Annotated in this window: 20 protein-coding genes; 8 read left to right on the plus strand and 12 right to left on the minus strand. The window is 68.0% G+C overall.

Annotation, left to right across the window (positions count from 1 at the left end; genetic code table 11):
- Positions 1-16: 16 nt before the first annotated feature.
- The 9 genes from AC1DCJ_RS04700 to AC1DCJ_RS04740 all read right to left on the minus strand — a co-directional run bounded on the left by AC1DCJ_RS04700 (position 17) and on the right by AC1DCJ_RS04740 (position 9788).
- On the minus strand, positions 17-565 hold the full coding sequence (locus tag AC1DCJ_RS04700; RefSeq protein WP_478070248.1) for a hypothetical protein: 549 nt from the start codon (positions 563-565) through the stop codon (positions 17-19).
- A 31-nt stretch (positions 566-596) separates the two neighbouring features.
- On the minus strand, positions 597-1346 hold the full coding sequence (locus tag AC1DCJ_RS04705; protein ID WP_128098193.1) for an HAD family hydrolase: 750 nt from the start codon (positions 1344-1346) through the stop codon (positions 597-599).
- A gap of 48 nt (positions 1347-1394) precedes the next feature.
- Complete coding sequence (locus tag AC1DCJ_RS04710) at positions 1395-1808, minus strand: hypothetical protein (protein ID WP_478070249.1); 414 nt, start codon at positions 1806-1808, stop codon at positions 1395-1397.
- A 112-nt stretch (positions 1809-1920) separates the two neighbouring features.
- Positions 1921-2337, minus strand: a complete 417-nt coding sequence (locus tag AC1DCJ_RS04715) for an EF-hand domain-containing protein (protein ID WP_128098195.1) — start codon at positions 2335-2337, stop codon at positions 1921-1923.
- A 223-nt stretch (positions 2338-2560) separates the two neighbouring features.
- Entirely contained in the window at positions 2561-2938 is a 378-nt protein-coding gene (locus AC1DCJ_RS04720) for a hypothetical protein (RefSeq protein WP_137191235.1), read from the minus strand.
- Positions 2939-2996: 58 nt separating this feature from the next.
- Positions 2997-3671: a M15 family metallopeptidase gene (locus AC1DCJ_RS04725; protein ID WP_478070250.1), complete on the minus strand. Its 675-nt coding sequence runs from the start codon at positions 3669-3671 to the stop codon at positions 2997-2999.
- Positions 3672-3681: 10 nt separating this feature from the next.
- Entirely contained in the window at positions 3682-5238 is a 1557-nt protein-coding gene (locus AC1DCJ_RS04730; RefSeq protein WP_478070251.1) for a serine hydrolase, read from the minus strand.
- A gap of 4 nt (positions 5239-5242) precedes the next feature.
- Entirely contained in the window at positions 5243-8242 is a 3000-nt protein-coding gene (locus tag AC1DCJ_RS04735) for a TonB-dependent receptor (protein WP_478070252.1), read from the minus strand.
- A gap of 43 nt (positions 8243-8285) precedes the next feature.
- Complete coding sequence (locus AC1DCJ_RS04740; protein ID WP_478070253.1) at positions 8286-9788, minus strand: transglutaminase-like domain-containing protein; 1503 nt, start codon at positions 9786-9788, stop codon at positions 8286-8288.
- Between the two features lie 135 nt (positions 9789-9923).
- On the opposite strand from AC1DCJ_RS04740, the gene AC1DCJ_RS04745 reads away from it, so the two are divergent.
- The 7 genes from AC1DCJ_RS04745 (at position 9924) to AC1DCJ_RS04775 (ending at position 16536) form a co-directional block, all read left to right on the plus strand.
- Positions 9924-10370 carry a hypothetical protein gene (locus AC1DCJ_RS04745; RefSeq protein ID WP_478070254.1) on the plus strand — a complete coding sequence of 149 codons (447 nt, stop codon included), beginning with the start codon at positions 9924-9926 and terminating at the stop codon, positions 10368-10370.
- Between the two features lie 44 nt (positions 10371-10414).
- Positions 10415-11866, plus strand: a complete 1452-nt coding sequence (locus AC1DCJ_RS04750) for a C40 family peptidase (RefSeq protein WP_478070271.1) — start codon at positions 10415-10417, stop codon at positions 11864-11866.
- Positions 11863-12969 carry a dipeptide epimerase gene (locus AC1DCJ_RS04755; RefSeq protein WP_038690871.1) on the plus strand — a complete coding sequence of 369 codons (1107 nt, stop codon included), beginning with the start codon at positions 11863-11865 and terminating at the stop codon, positions 12967-12969. The genes AC1DCJ_RS04750 and AC1DCJ_RS04755 overlap by 4 nt, the downstream gene beginning before the upstream one ends.
- Positions 12970-13108: 139 nt before the next feature.
- The gene (locus AC1DCJ_RS04760) at positions 13109-13957 is read left to right on the plus strand and encodes a MurR/RpiR family transcriptional regulator (protein ID WP_038690872.1); all 849 of its coding nucleotides are present in this window, start codon (positions 13109-13111) and stop codon (positions 13955-13957) included.
- Positions 13958-13976: 19 nt separating this feature from the next.
- A complete protein-coding gene (locus AC1DCJ_RS04765) occupies positions 13977-14786 on the plus strand; it encodes a L,D-transpeptidase family protein (protein WP_137191241.1) in 810 nt (269 codons plus the stop codon).
- Positions 14783-16081: an APC family permease gene (locus AC1DCJ_RS04770; protein ID WP_038690877.1), complete on the plus strand. Its 1299-nt coding sequence runs from the start codon at positions 14783-14785 to the stop codon at positions 16079-16081. Before AC1DCJ_RS04765 ends, AC1DCJ_RS04770 begins: the two co-directional genes overlap by 4 nt.
- Positions 16082-16188: 107 nt before the next feature.
- Positions 16189-16536 carry a hypothetical protein gene (locus AC1DCJ_RS04775; protein ID WP_038690880.1) on the plus strand — a complete coding sequence of 116 codons (348 nt, stop codon included), beginning with the start codon at positions 16189-16191 and terminating at the stop codon, positions 16534-16536.
- A 25-nt stretch (positions 16537-16561) separates the two neighbouring features.
- Here the strand turns inward: AC1DCJ_RS04775 and yiaA are convergent, their stop codons facing one another.
- Positions 16562-16999: an inner membrane protein YiaA gene (gene yiaA / locus AC1DCJ_RS04780; RefSeq protein ID WP_038690881.1), complete on the minus strand. Its 438-nt coding sequence runs from the start codon at positions 16997-16999 to the stop codon at positions 16562-16564.
- A 177-nt stretch (positions 17000-17176) separates the two neighbouring features.
- On the opposite strand from yiaA, the gene AC1DCJ_RS04785 reads away from it, so the two are divergent.
- Positions 17177-18325, plus strand: coding sequence for a PQQ-dependent sugar dehydrogenase (locus AC1DCJ_RS04785; RefSeq protein WP_137191242.1), 1149 nt, complete (start codon positions 17177-17179; stop codon positions 18323-18325).
- Positions 18326-18503: 178 nt separating this feature from the next.
- Here the strand turns inward: AC1DCJ_RS04785 and AC1DCJ_RS04790 are convergent, their stop codons facing one another.
- Positions 18504-19112, minus strand: coding sequence for a hypothetical protein (locus AC1DCJ_RS04790; protein ID WP_478070255.1), 609 nt, complete (start codon positions 19110-19112; stop codon positions 18504-18506).
- Between the two features lie 208 nt (positions 19113-19320).
- The gene (gene bglX / locus AC1DCJ_RS04795; protein WP_038690888.1) at positions 19321-21495 is read right to left on the minus strand and encodes a beta-glucosidase BglX; all 2175 of its coding nucleotides are present in this window, start codon (positions 21493-21495) and stop codon (positions 19321-19323) included.
- Position 21496: the final 1 nt, after the last annotated feature.

A 21496-nucleotide genomic window follows, 5' to 3' on the forward strand; every position in this document is an offset into this window, starting at 1 on the left:
GTGGCTGCGCAGAAACTCAGCGCCCTGAGGGCGTGGGGTTGCTCGCCGCACGCTGGCGCTGGGCACGGTCGCCGAGCTGGCGCTGCAGGGTGGCGTCAAGCTTGATCGGGCGGTCCCAATGGTCGTGGCTGGCCACGATGGCGTGGCGCAGCGCGCGCCAGTGCAGGTTGGTCGGCGTGACCGGCAGCGCGGCCACCACGTCCTCCCAGCGCTTGGGCTGCCCCTCTTCCGGCACCGCACGGCTCCAGGCCTGCACGCTGTCGCGGCACCCGCGCTCGATGGCATGTGCCCAGAAACAGGCGAAGTAGATGTCACCGGCCTGCCAGCCGTGGGTGTACATCAGCGCGGTGATGTAGCCGCGCGATACGCCGGCATAACGCGCCACCTCGTCCAGGAAACTGTCCGGGTAGCGTTCGGCGTAGTGGTTGATGTCCTGCAGCTGGGCGTCCACCCAGGCATCGCCGGTGTCGACCACATAGGCTTCGGACTTCTCCGCGGTCTGCTGCGCCGATGCCGCCCACGGCAGCATCAGCACCAGCAGCACCAGCACCGTGCGCAGGGTCATGGGACGACACCGCCGCAGCGCTGCATGCCGGTCAGGCCTGCGCTGCCTTGGCTTCGATGGCGCGCAGGGCCTGCGGCCAGTCGAAGGCGGTCGGGGCGTCGACCATGCGCGGCTCGTCGTCGGCCACGCCGTGCTGGGTTTCATGCGCCCAGGTCACCGCGTACGGGGTGTGGATGCCCCAGCCGCCCAGGGTGATCACCGGCTCGATGTCCGAGCGCAGCGAGTTGCCGACCATGCAGAAGCGCTCGATCGGCAGATCGAATTCTTCCAGCACGCGCGCGTAGGTTTCCGGGTCTTTCTCGGACACGATCTCGATGCGCGGGAACAGGTCGCGCAGGTTGGCCAGCTTGATCTTGGCCTCCTGGTGGAACAGGTCGCCCTTGGTGATCAGCACCACCGGGTAGTCCCGCGCGATCTCGGTCACCGACTCACGCACGCCGTCGATCAGCTCGACCGGGTGGCGCAGGGTGTCGTGGCCGATGTCCAGGATCTGCTGCAGGTCGCGCGCGGTGATCATCTGCTGGGTGATCTCGATGGCCGCCTCGACCATCGACAGGGTCATGCCCTTCACCCCGTAGCCAAACACACCGAGATTGCGCTGCTGCACTTCCAGCAGGTGGCGTGCGGTCTGGGTGTCGTGCACGTCGATGTAGCGCGACAGGATGTCGAGGTAATCCTGCTCGGCCTTGCGGTAATAGTCTTCGCTCTTCCACAGCGTGTCGTCACCGTCAAAACCGACCAGGCCGATGGCGCCGGTGGGCGCGGGCGAGGAGGTCATCATCGGGCAAGGATAGCAACAGCGCCGCGCCAGCCCAATGACATCATCGGCTCACTGGCCGAACGGCCGCGGGCCCTCCCAGCCCAGCACGCCAAGCTGCGGCAGCTCGATGCGGGTGAGCAGCCACTGGCCCGGGCCCTGCCAGCTGAATTGGCGGTAGCTGCTGGCCAATTGCCCGGTCTCCTGCCACCACGCCATGAGCGCGGCCGGGCCTTCGGGGTCATGCGGCTGGTACTGGAACGGCAGGCCGCGGGTGTTGAGCTCCCCCAGCACCTGTTGCAGGGCCGCGTTGGCCGAGCGCGGGCCGTGGTCGTCAAAGGCGATCGATTCGGCGCAGCCGCCCGGCGAGGCACCGGTCACCACCACCACTTCGCCGGGCGCCAGGTGCGACACCCGTTGCGGCGGCGGTTCGCCCGGAACGGGCAGGTAGACGTCGAAGGGAGGCCGGCGGCCGGGATGATCCATGCTGTCCATCATAAAAGAAGGGCGGCCGAAGCCGCCCAACCCCTCATTGCTGTTCACCGGTGTCCAGCGGTGTTCAGCCCTTGCGCTCAGTGCACTGCATGCTGCACGCGGATCAGTTGCCCGGCTGTGCGCCGCTGCCACTGGCGGCCTTGCCCTGCTGGGCCGCCACGTACGCCTTGTATTCGTCCGGCGAAAGCTCGCCGTCCTTGTTGCTGTCGGCCTGGTCGAACACCTGGGCCAGACCCGCATTGACCTGTGCTTCGGGCTTGCTGATGGTGCCGTTGCCGTCGGTATCCACACTGGCCCACGTCTGGCCACCACCACTGGCCTGCTGCGACGCCTGCGCGGCGGCGCCGGCGGCCGAATCTGCCGCCTGGCCGGCCTGCGCCGCTGCCTGCTGGGCCTGCGCGGCCTGGTTCTGTGCCTGCGCGGCGCTCTGCTGCGCGGATTGGGCCATCGCCGGAATGGCCAGCACACTGCCTGCGGCGACGATCAGGGCGATCAGGGGCTTGCGGTTGCGAATAGTCATTGGGTGGTCTCCTGCTATTGGGGTGTTGCACGGTTCGGTGTGTTTCCGCACGGCCCCACACTGCCACCCCGTTTGTGAATCAACTTTGCGTCGCAACCGGCCTGCGCACGCGGTCTTAACCACGTGCCCACGCGCGTCGTTTACCGCACAGGTTATGTGCAGGTGAGCAGGTAGTAAGCAGAGCATTCAACCGGCGCGGATTTAACCGGATGCAAACGGAAAGTCAGCCTTCGCTGGCGCTTTTTTCGCCTGAGCGCGAACTGAATATCATCCAGCCCAGTGCAACGCCGCCGAGGGCGCCGGCCACTTCCAGCACCACCCGTGAGCCCAGTTCGTTGGGATCGTGGATGCCGGCCAGGAACAACCGCGCGTACAGCGGCGACTCCAAGCGCATCATGCCCATGTAGAACAGCTTCCACGCATCGATGCCGGCCGATACCACCACCGCGATCACGCAGGCCCAGCCGATGGCGTGCCCGGCGGTCCAGCCCAGCGCGCGGCACAGGCGGTGCCACAGCGCGTATACCAGCAGGCCGACCAGCAGCGCGATCAGCCCCGCTTCCAGGGTTCCGAGCAATCCAAAGTGCAGCGGCAGGTTCATCGTGGTCCGGGCGGCAGGTCAGGCCACAGTGTAGCGGCGTGGCCCGCGCCCCCGGCGTTCAGCGCACCGGCACGTCGTAGGCGGTGTGCGGGTCCGGCTCGGGGCTGAGGGTGTAGTGCCACCACTCCAGCGGGTAGTTGGCAAAGCCGTGCCGGGCCATCGCCTGCACCAGCCGCTGCCGGTTGCCGCGCTGGAGGGCGCTGATGTCTGCCGCGTCGGTATGCGCACGCGGGCCGAAGAAGTCGAAGTCGGTGCCCATGTCCAGCGCACTGCAGGGGCCGGTGCGGCAATCGAGCAGGGTCAGGTCGACGGTGGCGGCGCGGCTGTGGCCGGAGGTCTCGGCGATGTAGCCGCCCAGCAGCGCCGGCTTGTCCAGGTCGGGGTACTGCAGTGCCTTGCGCGACTGTTCGGCCGGGTCGTGGGCCCAGGCCACGAATGCAGTGACCGACTGCGCCGGGCGGTAGCAGTCGAACACGCGCAACCGGTAACCCTCGGCCCGCAGATCGGCTTCCACCGCGGCCAGTGCGGTAGCCGCTGGCGCCAGCAGCAGACACTTGGGCGCGTCGTAGCCGGGCACGGGGTGGGCGGTGAAGTTGTTGCTGCCGGCGTAGCGGATGTCCAGTGCGATGTCGGGCACCAGGCGGGCAAGGTCGACCAGCCCGGCCTGCTCGACGGTGCGCGCGGGGGATACCTGTACCGGCTGCGCCTGCGCACCGCCGATGACGGCCAGCATCAGCAAGGCGCTACGGACAATCGCCGATGCGGGTGAACTGCAGGTCCTGGTAGTCATAGCTGAAGTCGATATCCGGGTCGATGGCGCGCAGTGCGAGCGTGGGCGGCGTGCCCGGCTGCAGTTGCAGCCAGGGCTCGGCATCGGCCCCGAGCGTATCCCACTGCACCAGCCAGCGCGCGCCCAGCTGCATCACCGTGCCCTGCAGCTGGGGCGACTTCTCCACCTGGAAACGCAGCCGGCCATTGTGCGGGCACACACGCGCCGGCCCCAGCCACGGGTCGCGGTAGCGGCCCTGCCAGGCGGCCGTGGCCTGCAGACTGGCCGGTGTGCGCGCACGCGTGTCCGGGCGCACGTGGCCGCTGTCCCGGCGTTGTTGCTGCTCGTCGTGCAGCAGGCGCGCGTAATCCAGCACGCCCTTGCTGTCATCGGGCGCGGTGTAGTGCCGCAGCGCGGCCTGCATCAGCGCGGTGCGGGCATCTTCGGCATCGCCGTTGATCAACACCACCACGCCCACGCGCCGGTCCGGCAGCAGCGCCAGCGAGGAATACATGCCCGACAGCGTGCCGGTGTGGGCCACCTTCCACTGGCCGTCCAGGTCCGACAGGCGCCAGCCGTAGCCATACGCAGCGAAGTGCGCGTTGTCCCACTGGCGCTGGCGCGCACTGATCGGCATCGGCATGTGCGCGGTCCACAGCGCGCGGCGCTGCCCATCGCTGAGCCAGCCCGGCACCTGCGCCGGGTCCAGCAGCACCTGCATCCAGCGGGTCATGTCCCTGAGGCTGCAGCGGATGCCGCCGGCGGCCATGGACGCCAGGTCCGAGCTGGTGTCGGCATCGGGCTGGGTCACCACGTTGCGGCCATCGCGGCGTGCGTGCGGCTGGGCCACGTTGCCCACCGCCGCCACCGACCACGCCCCCACCTGGCAGCGCTGCATGCCCAGCGGCACGAATACCTCCTCGCGCAGCAACTGGTCGTACGGCTTGCCGCCCGCGCGCGCGGCAACCTCCCCGGCCACCACGTACATCAGGTTGTCGTAGGCGTAGCCACTGCGGAAGCTGGTGACCGGTTTCAGATGTGCCAGCCCGGCGATGATGTCCTGCCGGGTGAAGGCATTGGGTTCGGGCCACAGCATCAGGTCACCGGCGCCCAGCCCCAGGCCGCTGTTATGGATGAGCAGGTCGCGCACCTGCATGTGCTCGGTGACCCACGGATCGTGCATGCGGAACTGCGGCAGGTATCGAATTACCGGGTCGTCCCAGCGCAACGCACCGCGGTCGACCAGCCGTGCCAGCAGCGCGGCGGTCATCGCCTTGCTGTTGGAGGCGATCTTGAACAGCGTGTTCTCATCGATGGCCTCACCCGTGCCGATGCGGCGCTCGCCGGCGGTGTGCTGGTAGACCACCTGCCCGTCTTCCACCACGGCCATGGCCAGGCCCGGCAGCGCGTAGTGCTGCCGGGCCTGGTCGAACATCGGCTGGAAGGGCGGTGCGGGCGCTGCAGTGGCGCTGGCTGAAACAGCCAGCGCCACCAACAGCGCACGCCACCGGTGCAGCGTCATCGCGGTCATCCCATCAGTAGTTCCAGGTCACCGTGAGCTGCGCATAGCGCGGCGACTGGAACCCGGTGCCGTAGCCGTACATCGGGTTCAGCGTACCGATGCTGTCCTGTGGTTCGTAGTCCTGGTCCACCGACACGATGCGCTGCTGGTTGAGCACGTTGTACACGGCCAGCTTCAGGTTGATGTCCTGCGGCACCGGCACCTTGTAGGCAATGCTCATGTCCAGGTCGTAGGTCCACGGCGTGCGCCCATCGCCACCGCGCGGGGAATGCACGAACACCCGTTCGGACGGCACGGTGGCCTGGCAGTTGGACACGCACACGTAATAGCTGTGGAAGTCGGTGTCGTCGAACGGGTTGCCGGCGCCGAAGCGGGTGATCGGGCTGCCCGACTGGATGCCCAGGGTGGCGGCCACGGTGAGGTTCTCGGTCAGCGCGTAGCTGCCGCGGAACTTGAACTGATGGCGGCGGTCGTTGGCCAGGTAGCCGTAGCCGCGGTAGTTCACCCACGGGTTGTCGAAGTTCTCGGTACGCCCGGAATCGGCGAAGTCGGTGTCGGAGTTGACCGGGCCTTCGGCATTGCCGCGCCCATAAGCCAGCGTATAGGACGCATTGAAGCCCCAGGTGCCGTCCCAGGCGCGGTCCACCTGCAGTTCCAGCGCCTTGTAGTCGCGCTTGGGCTTGACCCAGCCGCGCTGGCCCACGTAGTTGCCGTCATCGTCGTACAGCGCCCAGCCTTCGCGCGAGGTGTCGATGTCGATCCAGGCATCGTTGCTGCCGTCGCAGTTGCTGTCGCCCCACACGGTGTTGGTGCGGCCGGGGTTGCCCATGATCCACACACCGTCGATGGCGCCGCACTGGCCGGTGGCGGTGATGTTCATGTCGTCGATGGCGTTGTGCAGGCGGCGGTAGGTGACGCTGGCGGCCAGCGACCACGATTCGCTCAGCATGTGCTGGAAGCCTAGGATCGCTTCATCCTGGTACACCGGGTCCATCTCGCGGTTCACCTCCGCGCGCAGGTCGGGCACGCTGCCGTCACCCTGCGAGTTGTCCACCGGGCCGATCTGCCCACCCAACCCGGGTACGTTGTTGGCCGCGCCGGAATAGCCGAGGAATTCATACCAGGTGCGCTCGTCCAGGAAGCCGCCGGCCTGCTTGATGTTGATCACGTTGGCCACGGGCAGGAAGTAGCGCCCCAGGTTGCCGAACAGCTTGGTGGTGCCGTCGCCGCGCATGTCCCAGGAGAAGCCCAGGCGCGGGGCGATCATGTTGTCGATCTTGATGTAGCTGTTGCCGTCGCCGCCCTTGTTGTCGAACCCCTCCACGCGCGCGCCGATGTTCAGCAGGACGTTCGGGGTGACCTGCCAGTTGTCTTCCAGGTAGTAGGCCGAGTTGATGGTCTCGAACGAACCGGCCACTTCATAGCGGCGGGTGCGCGCCACCAGCCCGCTGGCCGGCACGACGCCGCCGTTGAGCGAGCTGCCCGGAGTGCGGTAGTACACGTCGTAGCGCAACCCGCCCGGGCCGGGGTAGGCGCGTTCGTAGTCGGAGGTGTTCTCTTCGCGGTCCAGGCCGAAGCGCAGCAGGTGGTCGCCGATGGACCATTCAAAATCCGCACGCGCGGCCTTGCGGGTATCCAGCGCCGATTCCAGCTGCGAGCTGCTGGTGCAGCTGCGGTCGCCCTGCAGCGCGGTGGGTACACCCTGGCTGGCGGTGCGGTTGTCGAACACGCGGTTGCAGTTCTGGTCCATCAGGCTGCTTTGCGAGCGGTTGCGCTTGTTCTCGCCGTACATCAGCTTCATGGTCAGGTCGTTGTTGACCTGCCAGCTGTAGGTGCCCGACCAGTTCTTGCCGCCCACGGTGTTGTAGATCTGGTTGGTGCTGTCACCCACGGCGCGGCCACTGGCGTAATCGTAGCGGTACACGTCGGTGATGGTGTCGCTTTTGTCGGAGAAGCCGAACAGCGACAGCATCTGGTTGTCGGTGATCTGCCAGTCCAGCTTGCCGCCCCAGAACGGGTCGTCGGCCTTGCCGGCGTTGAACACGGTGCCGGCGTCGTTGGTGGAATGGGGCGTGTAGTCGCGCGCTTCGTACATGCCGAAGAAGAACAGCTTGTCCTGCACCAGCGCGCCGGAAGCGAACACGTTGAGTGCGCTGCGGCTGTAGTCGTCGCGGCTGGCGGTGATATAGCGGCTGCCATCGGCGGTGTAGCGGTCGCGTGCCTGCGACTGCCAGGCGCGCGGTTCGAATACCAGCTGCGCACCGGCTTGGAAGTCGTTGCTGCCCGAGCGGGTCACCGCGTTGATCACGCCGCCGGTGCTGCGCCCGAACTCCACCGAGTAGCCGCCGGTCTTGACCTGGAATTCCTGGTAGAAGCCGAACGGCACCGACGAGAAGCCCACCCGGTTGTAGAAGTCGGTGACGTTCAGGCCGTTGATGTAGACGGTGTTCTCGGCCACCGACGAGCCGCCGAAGGAAATGCCCTGCCCGCCCAGCGACCCCTTGCCCTTGACCGCGCCGGGCGCTAGCAGCGCGACGGCGGTGATGTCACGGTCCACCGGCAGCCGCGACAGTTCTTCGCGGGTGATGTTGGTGGCTGACTCGGTGGACTTCACATCCACCATCGACACCACCTGCGGCGCGCGCACTTCCACCGCCCCCAGCGTGCTCACACCACTCACCGGTACGTTGACCGTGGTGGCGCTGCCCAGACCCACGTTGATCTGGCCCACGCGGGTGGGCGCGCCACCGGCAACGGCTACCTCCAGCTCGTACGTGCCCACCGGCAGCAGCGGAATGCGGTAACTGCCATTGGCCTCGGCGCGTACCGAGCGCACAAAGCCGGTGGACGGGTTGCGCACCGTCACCGTGGCGTTGTCCAGGCGTTGGCCCGGGTCGGTGAGCAGCTTGCCCACCACCGCGCCGTCCTGCGCCATCGCCACCGGCGCCAACGTGCCCAGGCACGCCCCCAACGCGACGCACAGCGCCGCCCGCTTCAACCTGTTCGTGTTCATTCCCTGCTCTCTCCTGCAGATATGGAATCGTGGATGGTGCCGTTTACCGCTTCACCGCCAGTGGCACGATGTGCGACTGGAAGTCGTAGTTCCATTGATCGAAGTACAGGTTGCCGCCGTCCCACTCGACCTCGCCGCGCTGCGAATCCACGGTGTCCGAGCGCGGGAAGCGCTTGGCCGGGACCAGCGGCTGGCTGACGGCGTCGTTGAAGGCGATGCGGTAGGCATCAAGCCCGCCGAAGTAGAAGTCGCGCAGCGCCGGCTGCGGGCTGTCCAGGCGGCCGGTGGTGACATCCATCGGCACCCAGCCATACGGGGCCAGGTACAGCGCGCCCCAGTCGTGCAGGTTGGTGTAGCCCACCGCGTCGTCGGCGTAGACCATGCCCGACTGCCAGCGCGCGGGAATGCCGTTCATGCGCAGCAGGGTGATCAGCAGCAGGGTCTGCTGGCCGCAGTCGGCGTGGCCGGCGTGCAGCGCGTAGTCGCTGATGTTGGTCAGGGTGGAATACTCGCGCGCGCCGGCCCACGGAATGCGGTCGACCGCATCGAACAGCCGGCGGGCCACCTCGTAGGGACGGGTTTCGCCTTGCAGCACCTGGTCGGAGAACAGCCGCAGGGCCGGGGTGAAGCGCACGTGCGGTGGCTGTTCGGCCAGGTACGGGGCCAGCGCCGCGTCGGTGGGCGTGGGCCGCACCACGGTCGGGTCGATGCGGGTGTGCCGGGCCTGCACGGTGAGCGCGTAGCGGATTTCGAACCGGGTGGGCTGCCCGGCCACGGCGGTGCCTTCCAGGTAGGCCGTGCGTTGCAGCGCGCTGGCCGGGGCAATGCGCGCCAGGCCGGGCGTGCTGCCGCGCCACTGGATCTGTTCCTGCTGGCCGGCGATGGCGCGCGGGTACGGAATCCACGCGCGCAGCGTGGTGCCGGCGGGCACCGCATCGGCCTTCACCGTCAGCGACTGGGTGACTTCCACCCGCTGCGGCAGCACCGACGATTGCCCCGATGCCGTGGCCGCCTCCACCACGTTGGCGTGGTACGGGGTGAGGTGTTCGAACGGACCGTCGCTGGGTAGCGGTGCGTCGGCACGGCGGCGCGCACGTGCTTCATCGCTCAGCCGGAACAGATTGGACGGCGCGCGCTTGAAGTAGAACCGGGTACCGTCGATGTCCAGGTGCTCCAACAGCCCCTGCCGGTCCCAGCGCTCGAACTCGTCGTCGCGCAGGTCCGGAATCGAACGCCGCACGGCGTCTTTGGCCGCGGCGGTGTCCAGGCTGAAATCCAGCCGGATCCGCCGCATGCGCTCGCGCTGGAAGGCCAATGTGTGTTCGTCGTAGGCCGCTGGCGGCGTGCTGCCGTGCGTGGCGATGCGCTGCTCGGCGCGGGCGAAGTACCCGGCATCGATGAGATCGGCGACACGCGCGCGCTCTGCCGCGTCGTCTGCCGTGCCGGTGTCGGCGCGCCCGGCCTGGGCCGACGGCACCGACAGCAGCGCCGCCACCAGCAGGCTGGCGGCAACAGGCACAAGCGGTTTGCGAACGGCACGATCCACAGCGACACTTCCCCAGCGCGGGTGGTAAGGGCTGTGTAACACGGGCCGTGACGCCGGTCAATAATTTATTCTTGCATTCCACAGCGAAAGGAATAAGTATTCCATGACACCCGCCGCCGCTGGAGGACGTGCCCCATGAATCATCCAGAGCTGCGCTGCGACCATTGCCAGGCCGGTTTCGTGCCGACCGGGGCGCAGGCCGTGCTGTTCGATACCTGCCGCGCCAAGGGCATGCGCTTGGTGATGCTGGACTGCCCGCACTGCTACCACGGCACCGCCGTGGACCCCACCCAGCCCAGCGCCGCGCGCCCGGCCGACCCCACGCCCTCCCTGCCCTGTCCGGAACGCGCCTGCACCGGCGATGCCTGCTGGGTCGATACGCTGCACCCGCCGGTATGGGGCTGCGGCAGCTGCGGTACCACCTGGGCCGACCTGGCGGCGCTGGAAGCCACCATTGCGACCGCCATCGCGCAGTTCCCCTGGCGCGCGCACGCCTACGTTCGCATGGGCACCCACTACCGCGCGGCGCCTTCGCTGCCGGCGCGCTATGAAGCCGATGTGGCCACGGAGTGGGCGGCATGACCCGCGCTGCACCCGCCAACCTGCCCACCGAGGACAGTGCCGCCATGACCCGTTTCCGCCCTGCCCTCTGGCGCGCCACCGCGAAACGCGTGCTGGCGCTGTTGCTGGCCGTGGCCAGCGCGCCGGCATGGGCTGCCGACGGCAGCGCGCCCGGCGCCCCCGACCCGGGCGCGCCGCTGCCGTATGTGGTGGACCTGCATGAGGCCTACCTCACCCCGCAGTACTGGGCCGCCCGCCTGCCCAATGCCGATGCGGTGATCCTGGACCGCGCCCAGATCGAGGCGCAGAACGCGCGCATGCGTGCCGAAGATGCCTCCATCCACGACCTGCGCGCGCTGCCCCCACAGCTGCCGCGCGCACAGGTACTGGCCGCGGTGCAGGCACTGTCGAAGTGGCCGGAGAAAACCCTGTACGGCGTGGATGGCAAGCAGCTCGGTGCTGCGCAGCGCAGCGCCAGCCTGGACAACCTGGCGCTGGCGGCCATTCCCGCACAACGCGCGCTGCAGTACGGCCTGGTCACCCATCGCGCCGCACTGCGCGCCTTCCCCACTTCGCTGCGGGTGTTCACCACCCAGGGCGACACCGACATCGACCGCTTCCAGGAATCGGCGCTGTTCCCCGGCGACGCGGTGGCGGTGATGCATGAAAGCGCCGATGGCCAATGGCTGTTCGTCACCAGCGAGCGCTATGCGGCGTGGATCGAGAAACGCTTCGTCGGCATCGGCGATGCGGCCACGGTACTCGGCTACGGCCAGCGCGGGCCCTACCGGGTGATCACCGGCGCGACCGCCTTCACCGCCTACACGCCGGAAGAACCGCGCGTGTCGCGCCTGCAGCTGGACATGGGCGTGCGCCTGCCGGTGCTGGCCGACTGGCCGCCGGGCACGCCGGTGAACGGCCAGCAGGCGCACGCCGGTTACGTGCTGCAGCTGCCGGTGCGCAATGACGATGGTCGCCTGGCGCTGGTACCGGCGCTGCTGCCGCGCTCGCAGGACAGTGCGGCCGACTACCTGCCGCTGACCCCGCGCACCCTGCTCACCCAGGCCTTCAAGTTCCTCGGCGAGCGCTACGGCTGGGGCCACGACTACGACACCCGCGACTGCAGCGGCTTCGTGTCGGAGATCTACCGCAGCATGGGCGTGCTGATGCCGCGCAACACCAGCGCGCAGGCGGTGAGCCCGGCACTGGACCGCATCGCCTTCACCGGCAAGGACGGCAGCGCCCGGCGCACCACCGCGGTGAACCAGCTGCAGGTGGGCGACCTGGTCTATATCCCCGGCCACGTCATGGTCGCCATCGGCCATGTGGACGGCCGCACCTGGGTGATCCACGACACCGCCGGCGGCAGCTGGTTCGGCGCAGACGGCACCCGCGTGCAGGCACACCTCAACGGTGTGTCGGTGACCCCGCTGGAGCCGATGATGGCCAGCGACACCGTGCGCTACATCGACCGCATCACCAACATCCAGCGCCTTCGAGCCCAGACTCCTGAATGAAGATCACCGATATCGAACTTGGCATGCTGCGCGTGCCGTTGAAGACCCCGTTCAAGACCGCGCTGCGCACCGTGGACACGGTGGAAGACGTGGTGGTGCTGGTGCGCACCGACAGCGGCCATACCGGCTACGGCGAAGCGCCGGCCACCGCGGTGATCACCGGTGATACCCACGGCTCGATCGTCGAGGCCATCAACAGCTTCATCAAGCCGCGCCTGATCGGCCAGGACGTGGCCAACCTCAACCATGTGTGCGCGCTGATCCAGGGCGCGATGGAGCGCAATACCAGCGCCAAGGCGGCGGTGGAGATCGCGGTGTACGACCTGTGGGCGCAGCTGCACAAGGCGCCGCTGTACCAGATGCTGGGCGGTGGCGACCCGGTGATCACCACCGACATCACCATCAGCGTGGACTACATCGACAAGATGGTGGCCGATTCGCTCTCGGCGATCGAACGCGGTTTCGAGTCGCTGAAGATCAAGGTGGGCAAGGACATCGGGCTGGACATCGAACGGGTCAAGGCGATCCACGCCGCCGTGCAGGGGCGTGCGTTGCTGCGCCTGGACGCCAACCAGGGCTGGACCGCCAAGCAGGCGGTGCACGCGATGCGAACGCTGGAAGAAGCCGGGGTCGTGCTGGAGCTGCTGGAACAGCCGGTGAAGGCCGCCGACATCAGCGGGATGAAGTACGTCACCGACCGGGTCAACACACCGGTGATGGCCGATGAGAGCGTGTTCAACCCCGGCCAGGTGGTGGACCTGATCCAGCAGCGCGCCGCGGACATCATCAACATCAAGCTGATGAAGACCGGCGGGCTGTCCAACGCGATCCGCATCGCCGACATCGCCGCCATCTACGGGGTACCGTGCATGATCGGCTGCATGATCGAGTCGAGCATCAGCGTGGCGGCGGCCGTGCACCTGGCGGTGGCCAAGAGCGATGTGATCACCAAGGTGGACCTGGACGGACCGTCGCTGGGGCAGTTCAACCCGGTCAGCGGCGGGGTGAATTTCAACGAATCGGAGATCACCATCAGCGACGCGCCGGGGCTGGGCATCACCGAGGTGCGGGGGCTGGAGATGATTACGCCGCCGCGGTGGTGAGGCTGCCTGCACCACCTGCGGGTAGAGCCACCCCATGGGTGGCTGCTGTTCGCGCGATTCCGGTGTGCGTAGCCGACCAACGGTCGGCTCTACCCGGTGCTTTGCGTATTCTCTCCTTTCCGGACCTGATGCCCCACCCATGCCCCCTCTGGTGAAAATCCGCTCCGAGCGTGACCACATGTCGGCGATAGAACGCCGCATCGCCGACTTCATTCTCGACAACGCCCACCTGCTGCGCGACTACTCGTCCCAGCAGCTGGCCAGCGCGCTGGGGATCAGCCAGTCCAGCGTGGTCAAGTTCAGCCAGAAGCTGGGCTTCAAGGGCTACCCGGACCTGAAGTACTCCATCGGCGAAGCGGTGGCCCGCGCCGGCAACGGCACCCAGGCCCAGGCGCCTGCCGCCGCCGACAGCAACGCCTACACCAGCCTCGCCGAGCGCCTGCGCCTGAGCAAGGCCGCCGCCGAGGAAGAGACCCGGGTGGCCAACCCGCAGGCCGACGTCGAGGCCATCGTGCAGCTGATCGACGCCGCGCCCAAGGTGTTCGTCTACGGCCTGGGCGACGATGGCCTGTATGCGCGCGAGTTCGCGATGCGGCTGTCGCTGCTGGGCATGCTCACCGTGCACCACGCCGACCCGATCCTGATGATGGCCAACCTGTCGGCGGCGCGCGCCAACGACGTGATGCTGGTGTTTTCCGAGTTCGGCAAGCTGCCGCAGCTGTTCCAGCTGTCGCGCCAGTTCCAGGACGTGGGCGGCAAGGTGGTGTCGATCACCCGGCACAGCGCCAACCCGCTGCGCGCGCACGCCGATGCGTCCCTGGTGCTGTGCGCGCACGACCCGGCACCACACCTGGCCCAGCTGCTGTACCGTGCCTCATTGCAGTCCCTGCTGGATTTCGTCTTCGTGCTGCTGTGCCACGCCAACCCGGACCGCCACCGCCAGCTCGGGGTGAACCTGGAACGGATCGAACACCTGATCGACACCTGATCTTCTGGAGTCCGCCACGATGCTGCCGTTGTTCCGATCCGTCTTCGCCGTCGTGCTGGTCGCCAGCGCCCTGCCCGCCGCCGCGCTCACCCCGGCGGTGGGACCCTTGCAGGACCACCACCAGATGATCGTGGTCGTCACCGACGGCTGGGATGCCACCCATGGCCGGCTGCAGGCCTATACGCGCACCCCGCAGGGGTGGGCGCCACAGGGCGGCGCATTCGAGGTGGCGGTGGGCCGCAACGGCAGCGCCTGGGGCGTGGGCGTGGTGCCAGCGCAAGGCGTGGCCCCGCACCAGCCCGGTGATCCGGTGAAGCCCGGCGACCCGGTAAAGAAGGAAGGCGATGGCCGCAGCCCGGCCGGCTTCTTCAACATCGGCCCGGCCTTCGGCTACGCCCCGACGGTCACCACCGCCCTGCCGTACCAGCCGATGCTGGCCAGCAGTTACTGCATGGACGTGCCCGATTCGCCGTACTACAACCGCATCGTGGATGCAGAGGTGGTGGGTAACGATGCAGTGGAAGGCTCCACCGAGCCGATGCGCCTGGACCTGCACAACAAGGGGGATGTGCGCTATCGCGAGGGCTTTGTGATCGAGCACAACCCGAAGGGCGAAGCCCGCCGCGGCAGCTGCATCTTCGCCCACCTGTGGCGCACGCCCGGTGAGGCCACCGCAGGCTGCACCGCCATGCAGCCCGAACATATGCAGCACCTGCTCGCCTGGCTGGATCCGGCCAAGCGGCCGCTGTTCGTGCTGCTGCCGCGCGCGCAGTACCAGCAGATGCAGCACGACTGGAACCTGCCGGCGGCACTGGAAAACACGCCATGAGCGCCCCGGCCGATCCCCAACTGGAACGCGCGGTCAGCCGCTGGCAGATCGTCGGGCTGTCAATCAACGATGTGATCGGCAGCGGCATCTACCTGCTGCCCGCCGCCACCGTCGCCCTGCTCGGGCCCTTCAGCCTGTGGGGCGTGGTCGCCGCCGGCATCGTGGTGGCGCTGCTGGTGCTGTGCTACGCGCAGGCGGCCAGCTACTTCGACGAGCCCGGTGGCAGCTACCTGTATGCCCGCGAGGCATTCGGACGGTTTGCCGGGTTCGAGATCGGCTGGATGATCTGGCTCACCCGGATCAGCTCGGCCGCCGCGCTCAGCAACGCGCTGGCCGACGCGGTGGCGCGGTTCTGGCCATGGGCCGGGCATGATCTAGGCCGCGTGCTGATCATCGTGGTATCGCTGGGCTTCCTCACCGCCGTCAACGTGGCCGGGGTGCGCTCGGCTGCGCGCACCGGGGTGATCCTGGTGATCGGCAAGCTGCTGCCGTTACTGCTGTTCGTGGCGATCGGCGCGTTCTACGTCGACATGGATCTGGCCTTCTCCGGGGTCCGCCCGGACCCGCACGACCTGCAGCGCATGGGCGAGGCGGCGTTGCTGCTGCTGTACGCCTATGCCGGCTTCGAGAACATCCCGGCTGCCGCGGGCGAGTACAAGAACCCACGCCGCGATATTCCGTTCGCACTGATCACCATGATCGTCAGCGTCACCGTCATCTACGGCGCGGTGCAGCTGGTGGCGCAGGGCACGCTGGCCAACCTGGCCGCCTCGCCCACGCCGCTGGCCGACGCGGCCTCCCGCTTTGGCGGCGAGGCGCTGGCGCTGATCCTCACCGTGGGCGCCACCATTTCCATCCTGGGCACCAACAGCAACACCATGATGATGGGCCCGCGCTTCCTGTTCGCCCTGGCCCGCGATGGCTACGGGCCGAAGGTGCTGGCCAACGTGCACCCGCGCTTCCGCACGCCGGCGGCGGCCATCGTGACCCAGGGCGTGATCGCGCTGGCGCTGGCGCTGTCGGGTTCGTTCGTGCAGTTGGCGCTGCTGTCGATGACCACGCGCCTGTTCGCCTATATCGGCACGGCCGCGGCGGTGCTGGTGCTGGCGCGTCGTTTCCGCGACCGCCCCGGCGCGTTGAAGTTGCCCGGCGGCCCGGTGATTCCGGTGTTGGCGCTGGTGCTTTGCGTAGCGCTGTTCGTAAGCGCCAGCTGGCAGAACATCGCGGCAGCCGGCATCGCGTTCGTGGTGGGCGCGGTGATCTACCAACTGCCGCGCAAGGACCGACCGGCCTGAACCGCAGCCACGCGGTGGATGACGCTTGATGTGTCATTCACCTCGTCGGCCCACGGCGTTAACCGGCGTCTGGGTAAGTTGGACCCTCACCCAACCGGAGCCACCACATGCCTACTGACTACCAGATTCCCGGCCGGGTGCCGGAAGACGGCGTGCCGCGCCAGGCGGTATCGGACTATTGGCGCGAACGCTTCCCGAGCGAGCCGTACTACGACAACAGCCAGTTCTACGACGATTACGAGCCGGCCTACCAGCTGGGCCACTACTCCCGCGCCGACGAGATGATCCGCGCCTACGAGCAGGTGGAAGCCGAACTGGAAACGCGTTGGGCGCAGGAGCGTGGCAAGAGCAAGCTCACCTGGGAACAGGCGCGCAACGCGGTGCGCCGTGGCTGGGATGAATCCACCGCCCTGCACCAGTCGCACCTGGACAAGGGTGTGCCGCGCGGCACCTGAGGCAGCGCGCGGCACCCGCCAGCGCTTAGTCGCCGCTGGGCAGCGGTGGGATCTCGCGCACATTGCCACCCGCGGCCATCAGGTCGCGGGTGTTCTTCTGCACCGCCACCGCGCCGAACAGGCTCAGGGCGAAGGCCATGCCGTAGAAGCCCTTTTCGCTGAGCAGCAGCGTGGCGTTCCACAGGCCCACCAGCAGCAACAGCAGCGAGGCCAGCAGGGCGAACCAGCACAGCGCGTAATACAGGCCGCTGACCGGAATGTCCTCCACGCGGTCGCGCACGCTCTTTTGCAGCGACACTGCCGCAAACAGGCCGAACAACAGCAGGGTGAGGTAATAGCCCTTCTCGTTGAGCGCCATCTCGGCGTTGAACAGACCAACCAGATAGGCCGCCGCGCCCAGCAGCAGCGCTGCCCACGAGGCGGCAATGAAGGCCGGGGACGGCTTGTGCACCTGTTGTTTCATGTGATCCAACTCCATTTGATGGCGGCAAGCCGCACGCGCCGCCCCACGGGCAGCCCGCGCCAACGGTAGCCGATCACGGCCCGCGCGCCTACGGGGGATGACGTATGGTGCACGCCGCGTTGATGGACATGCTGTACAACCATGGCTGGCCATCGCATCCCCACCCGGAGATACCCCATGACCCGCAAGCTGCTGCTCTCGCTCGCCGTCACCCTTACCCTGCCCCTGTTCGCCACCGCCTGCGTGGCGGCTGACAAGGCGGCCGCCCCGGTCCTGAAGAAGGCCCAGTGGCCCTTCGCCGCCACCGACGCCGGCACCTTCAACGAACCGTGGGCGATGAGCTTCCTGCCCGATGGCAGCCTGCTGGTCAGTGAAAAGGCCGGCACCCTGCAGCATGTGGACCTGAAAACCGGCAAACGCGCCGCCATCAGCGGCGTGCCCAAGGTGGCCTATGCCGGCCAGGGCGGCTTCGGCGACGTGCTGCCGCACCCGGGCTTTGCCAAGAACCAGCTGGTGTATGTGAGCTATGCCGAGGCCGGCGAAGGCGACACCCGCGGCGCCGCCGTGGGCCGCGCCCGCCTGGTGCTGGCCGCCGATGGCAGCGGCACGCTGCAGGACTTCAAGGTGATCTGGCGCCAGACCCCGAAGGTGGAAGGCGGCGGTCATTACGGCCACCGGCTGGCGTTCGGCCCGGACGGCAAGTTGTGGATCACCTCCAGCGAACGCCAGAAGTTCGATCCGGCCCAGGACATGGGCGGCAACCTCGGCAAGATCGTGCGCCTGAATGACGACGGCAGCGTGCCGGCCGACAACCCGTTCGCCTCCCAGGGCGGCGTGGCCGCGCAGGTCTGGTCGCTGGGCCACCGCAATGCGCTGGGCATCGCCTTCGATGCGCGCGGCAAGCTGTGGGTGCATGAAATGGGCCCGGCCGGTGGCGACGAGCTCAACCTGATCGAGCGGGGCGCCAACTACGGCTACCCGATCGTGTCCAACGGCAACCATTACGACGGCCGCGACATTCCCGACCACAGCACCCGCCCGGAATTCGCCGCGCCCAAGGTGACCTGGACGCCGGTGATTTCGCCGGCCGGTTTCATCATCTACAACGGCACGCAGTTCCCGCAGTGGAAGGGCAGCGGCTTCATCGGCGGGCTGTCGTCCAAGTCACTGGTGCGGGTGGCCTTCGATGGCGACAACGCGCGCGAAGCCGAGCGTTTCGACATGGGCGAGCGCATCCGCGAAGTGGAACAGGGTCCGGATGGCGCGATCTGGCTGCTGGAAGACGGGAAGAACGGGCGGTTGTTGAAGCTCACCCCGAAGGGGTGAGCTGAGGGCGTACCTGCGGGATCGACGCGTACCGACCAACGGTGGGTACCTACAGGAGTTTGGGCGATGCACCGTCGAGGCGTACCGACCAACGGTCGGCCCCTACCCGGGCAGGGGCAGTGCCCCGTCTAAGGCGTACCGACCAACGGTCGGTACGCACCGGTCAATTACGCACCGGTCAATCCTGCACGGTGACGATGCCGACCTTGGCCTTGGTGCAGTCGTTGGCCGGGCAGATCCCGTTGATCCAGATCTGGCCGTTGCCCAGCATCACGCCCTGCCAGTTGACGAACACATCATCGAATTTCTGTTCGGTGATGGTCCTGGCGATGTCGGCGGTGATGATGCGGTCGTACTCGCGCTCGAATGTCGCGGCATCGGCGACCTTGCGCTTCTTGCCGCCCACGTTGACGTTCACCGGATACAGCGGCAGGGCCGCCACGGCCTTGGCATCATGCGCGGCCACGCCCTTCTGCAATGCAGTGAAGACGGCCTCATAACGGGGTGCATCGCCGAGCAGGCGTTCGATGCGCTGGCGGACGTCGCCGTCGCTGCTGTCGGCGCTGGCATCCGGTGCGGCGGTGGCGGGCGCGGTCTGCGCGGCCGCTTCGGCCGGCGTTGCCACCGCATCGGGCGACATGCCGGCCGCCGGCGCGTCCTCGCTGGGCGTGGTGGTCGTGGTGGGCGGCGAAGTGGGTGCAGCGGCGGCCGCATCGGCCGCCGGCGGTGCCGGCTGCGAACAGGCGGCCAGCAACAGGGTGGGAAGCAGGATTCGGATCGCGCGCATGCTGGCTCCATCGATGTGCAAGGCAGCCAGCCTAACCGCCCAAACGTCAGCCGCCGATGACGGCCACATCCGCACCACAGGGGACGGTAGCCGACCCACAGGTAGAGCCGACCGTTGGTCGGCTGCCGTCAAGCGGAGACCGATGCGTTTGGGGCAGCCGACCAACGGTCGGCTCTACCCTCGGGGCGGCGGCGATGCCCCCGCAGGATCAACCCGCCAGCAACTCGAAGATCACCGGCTCACCACTCGCCGACGACGCACACACCCACAGCTCAAACTGACCCGGCTCGGCACGGAACACGCCGTCGCGGCCGGTGAAGCCCAGCGCGTGGCGGTCCAGGGTGAACTGCACCTCGGTGCTCTGGCCCGGCTGCAACGCCACCTTGCGGAACGCCTTCAACTCACGCACCGGCCGCACGCGGCTGGCCACGCGGTCGTGGATGTACAGCTGCACCACTTCCTCGCCCGCCACCGCACCGGTGTTGGTGAGCGTGGTGGTGATGGTCAGGGTGTCGTCCCAGCCCAGCGTCTCCGCGCTCAGCTGCGGCACGCCATAACCGAAGGTCGTGTAGCCCACGCCATGCCCGAACGGATACAGCGCCTCGTTCGGGATCTCGCGCCAGCGCGCCTTGAACTCGGACATGGTCGGCAGTTCCGGGCGACCGGTGCGCGGGTGGTTGTAGAAGAACGGCTGCTGGCCCGATACCTGCGGGAAGCTCACCGGCAGGCGGCCGGACGGGTTGTAGTCGCCGAACAGCACATCGGCCACGGCATGACCGGTCTGGGTGCCCAGGTACCAGGTGATCGCCACGGCCTGCGCATTGCGCACCGCGCCCTGCAGTGCCAGCGCGCGACCATTGCGCAGCAGCACCACCAGCGGCTTGCCGGTCATGGCCACCGCTTCGGCCAGCGCCTGCTGCGCCGGCGGCAGCGTGATTTCCACGCGCGACTGCGCTTCACCGCTGTAACGCTGCGGTTCGCCCAGCGCCAGCACCACCACATCGGCGCGCAGTGCCGCAGCCACGGCCTGCTCGATGCCGTCCTGCACGGCCGCTTCCAGATCGCAACCCGGCACGATTTCAAGCAGGGCTTCATCGCTGATCGCCGCGCGCACGCCGGTTTCCAGGCTCACATAGCGGGTCTTGTCGCCGAACAGGGTCCAGCACCCTTCAATGTTCTCGCGGTCCTGCACGAACGGGCCGATCAGCGCGATCTTCTGCCCGGTCTTCTTCAGCGGCAGCACCGCGTCGGTGTTCTTGAGCAGCACGATCGAACGGCGCGCGGCGTCGCGCGACAGTTCATCGTGCTCGGCGATATGCGCGGTGGAGGCTTCGCGGTCCAGATCCAGCGAACGGTAGGGATCGTCGAACAGGCCGATCGCATCCTTCAGGCGCAGAATGCGGCGCACCGACTCGTCCAGCGTGGCCATCGGCACCTCGCCACTCTCGATCAGGCCCGGCAGGTGTTCGGCATAGAAGCCGCTCTGCATGCTCAGGTCCAGGCCGGCGGTGAAGGCCTTGGCGGTGGCGTCACGGTCATCGGCGGCATAGCCGTGCGCCACCAGCTCCATGTCGGCGGTGTAATCGGAGATCACCACGCCCGGGAACTTCCACTCGCCGCGCAGGATGTCGGTGAGCAGTTCGGCGTTGGCGCTGGCCGGCACGCCGTTGATGTCGTTGAACGAAGACATCACGGTGAGCGCGCCGGCCTCGAAGGCGGCCTGGAACGGCGGCAGGTGCACGTCGCGCAGGGTCTGCGGCGAGATGTCGACCATGTTGTATTCCATGCCGGCCATCACCGCGCCGTAGGCGGCGAAATGCTTCGGCGTGGCCAGCAGCGCATCGGCGGCGCGCAGGTCCGGGCCCTGGAAGCCGCGCACGCGGGCGGCGGCGAACGCACAGCCCAGCACCACGTCTTCACCGGCACCTTCGGCACCGCGGCCCCAGCGCTGGTCGCGGGCGATGTCCACCGCCGGTGCGTAGGTCCAGTGCAGGCCGGCCGCCGTGGCTTCCACCGCAGTGGCGCGCGCGGTGCGCTCGGCCAGGTCCGGCTCGAAGCTGGCGGCTTCGCCCAGCGGGATCGGGAACACGGTGCGCATGCCGTGGATGACATCGGCGGCCAGGATCACCGGAATGCCCAGGCGGCTTTCTTCCAGCGCCACCTGCTGGATGCGGCGGCCGGCTTCCACGCCCACGCCATTGAACAGCGACCCCACCTTGCCCTCGCGCACCTGCTGCAGCACCTGGTCGGCGTTGAGCACGTTGGCTTCCGGGTTCACGTCCGGGGCGAACGGCCGAACCATGTCGGCGAACACACCGAGCTGGCCGACTTTTTCTTCGACGGTCATCTTGGCAATGAGGGTTTCGATACGATCGGCGGCCACC

The sequence above is a fragment of the Stenotrophomonas sp. 10N36 genome, assembly GCF_056395005.1.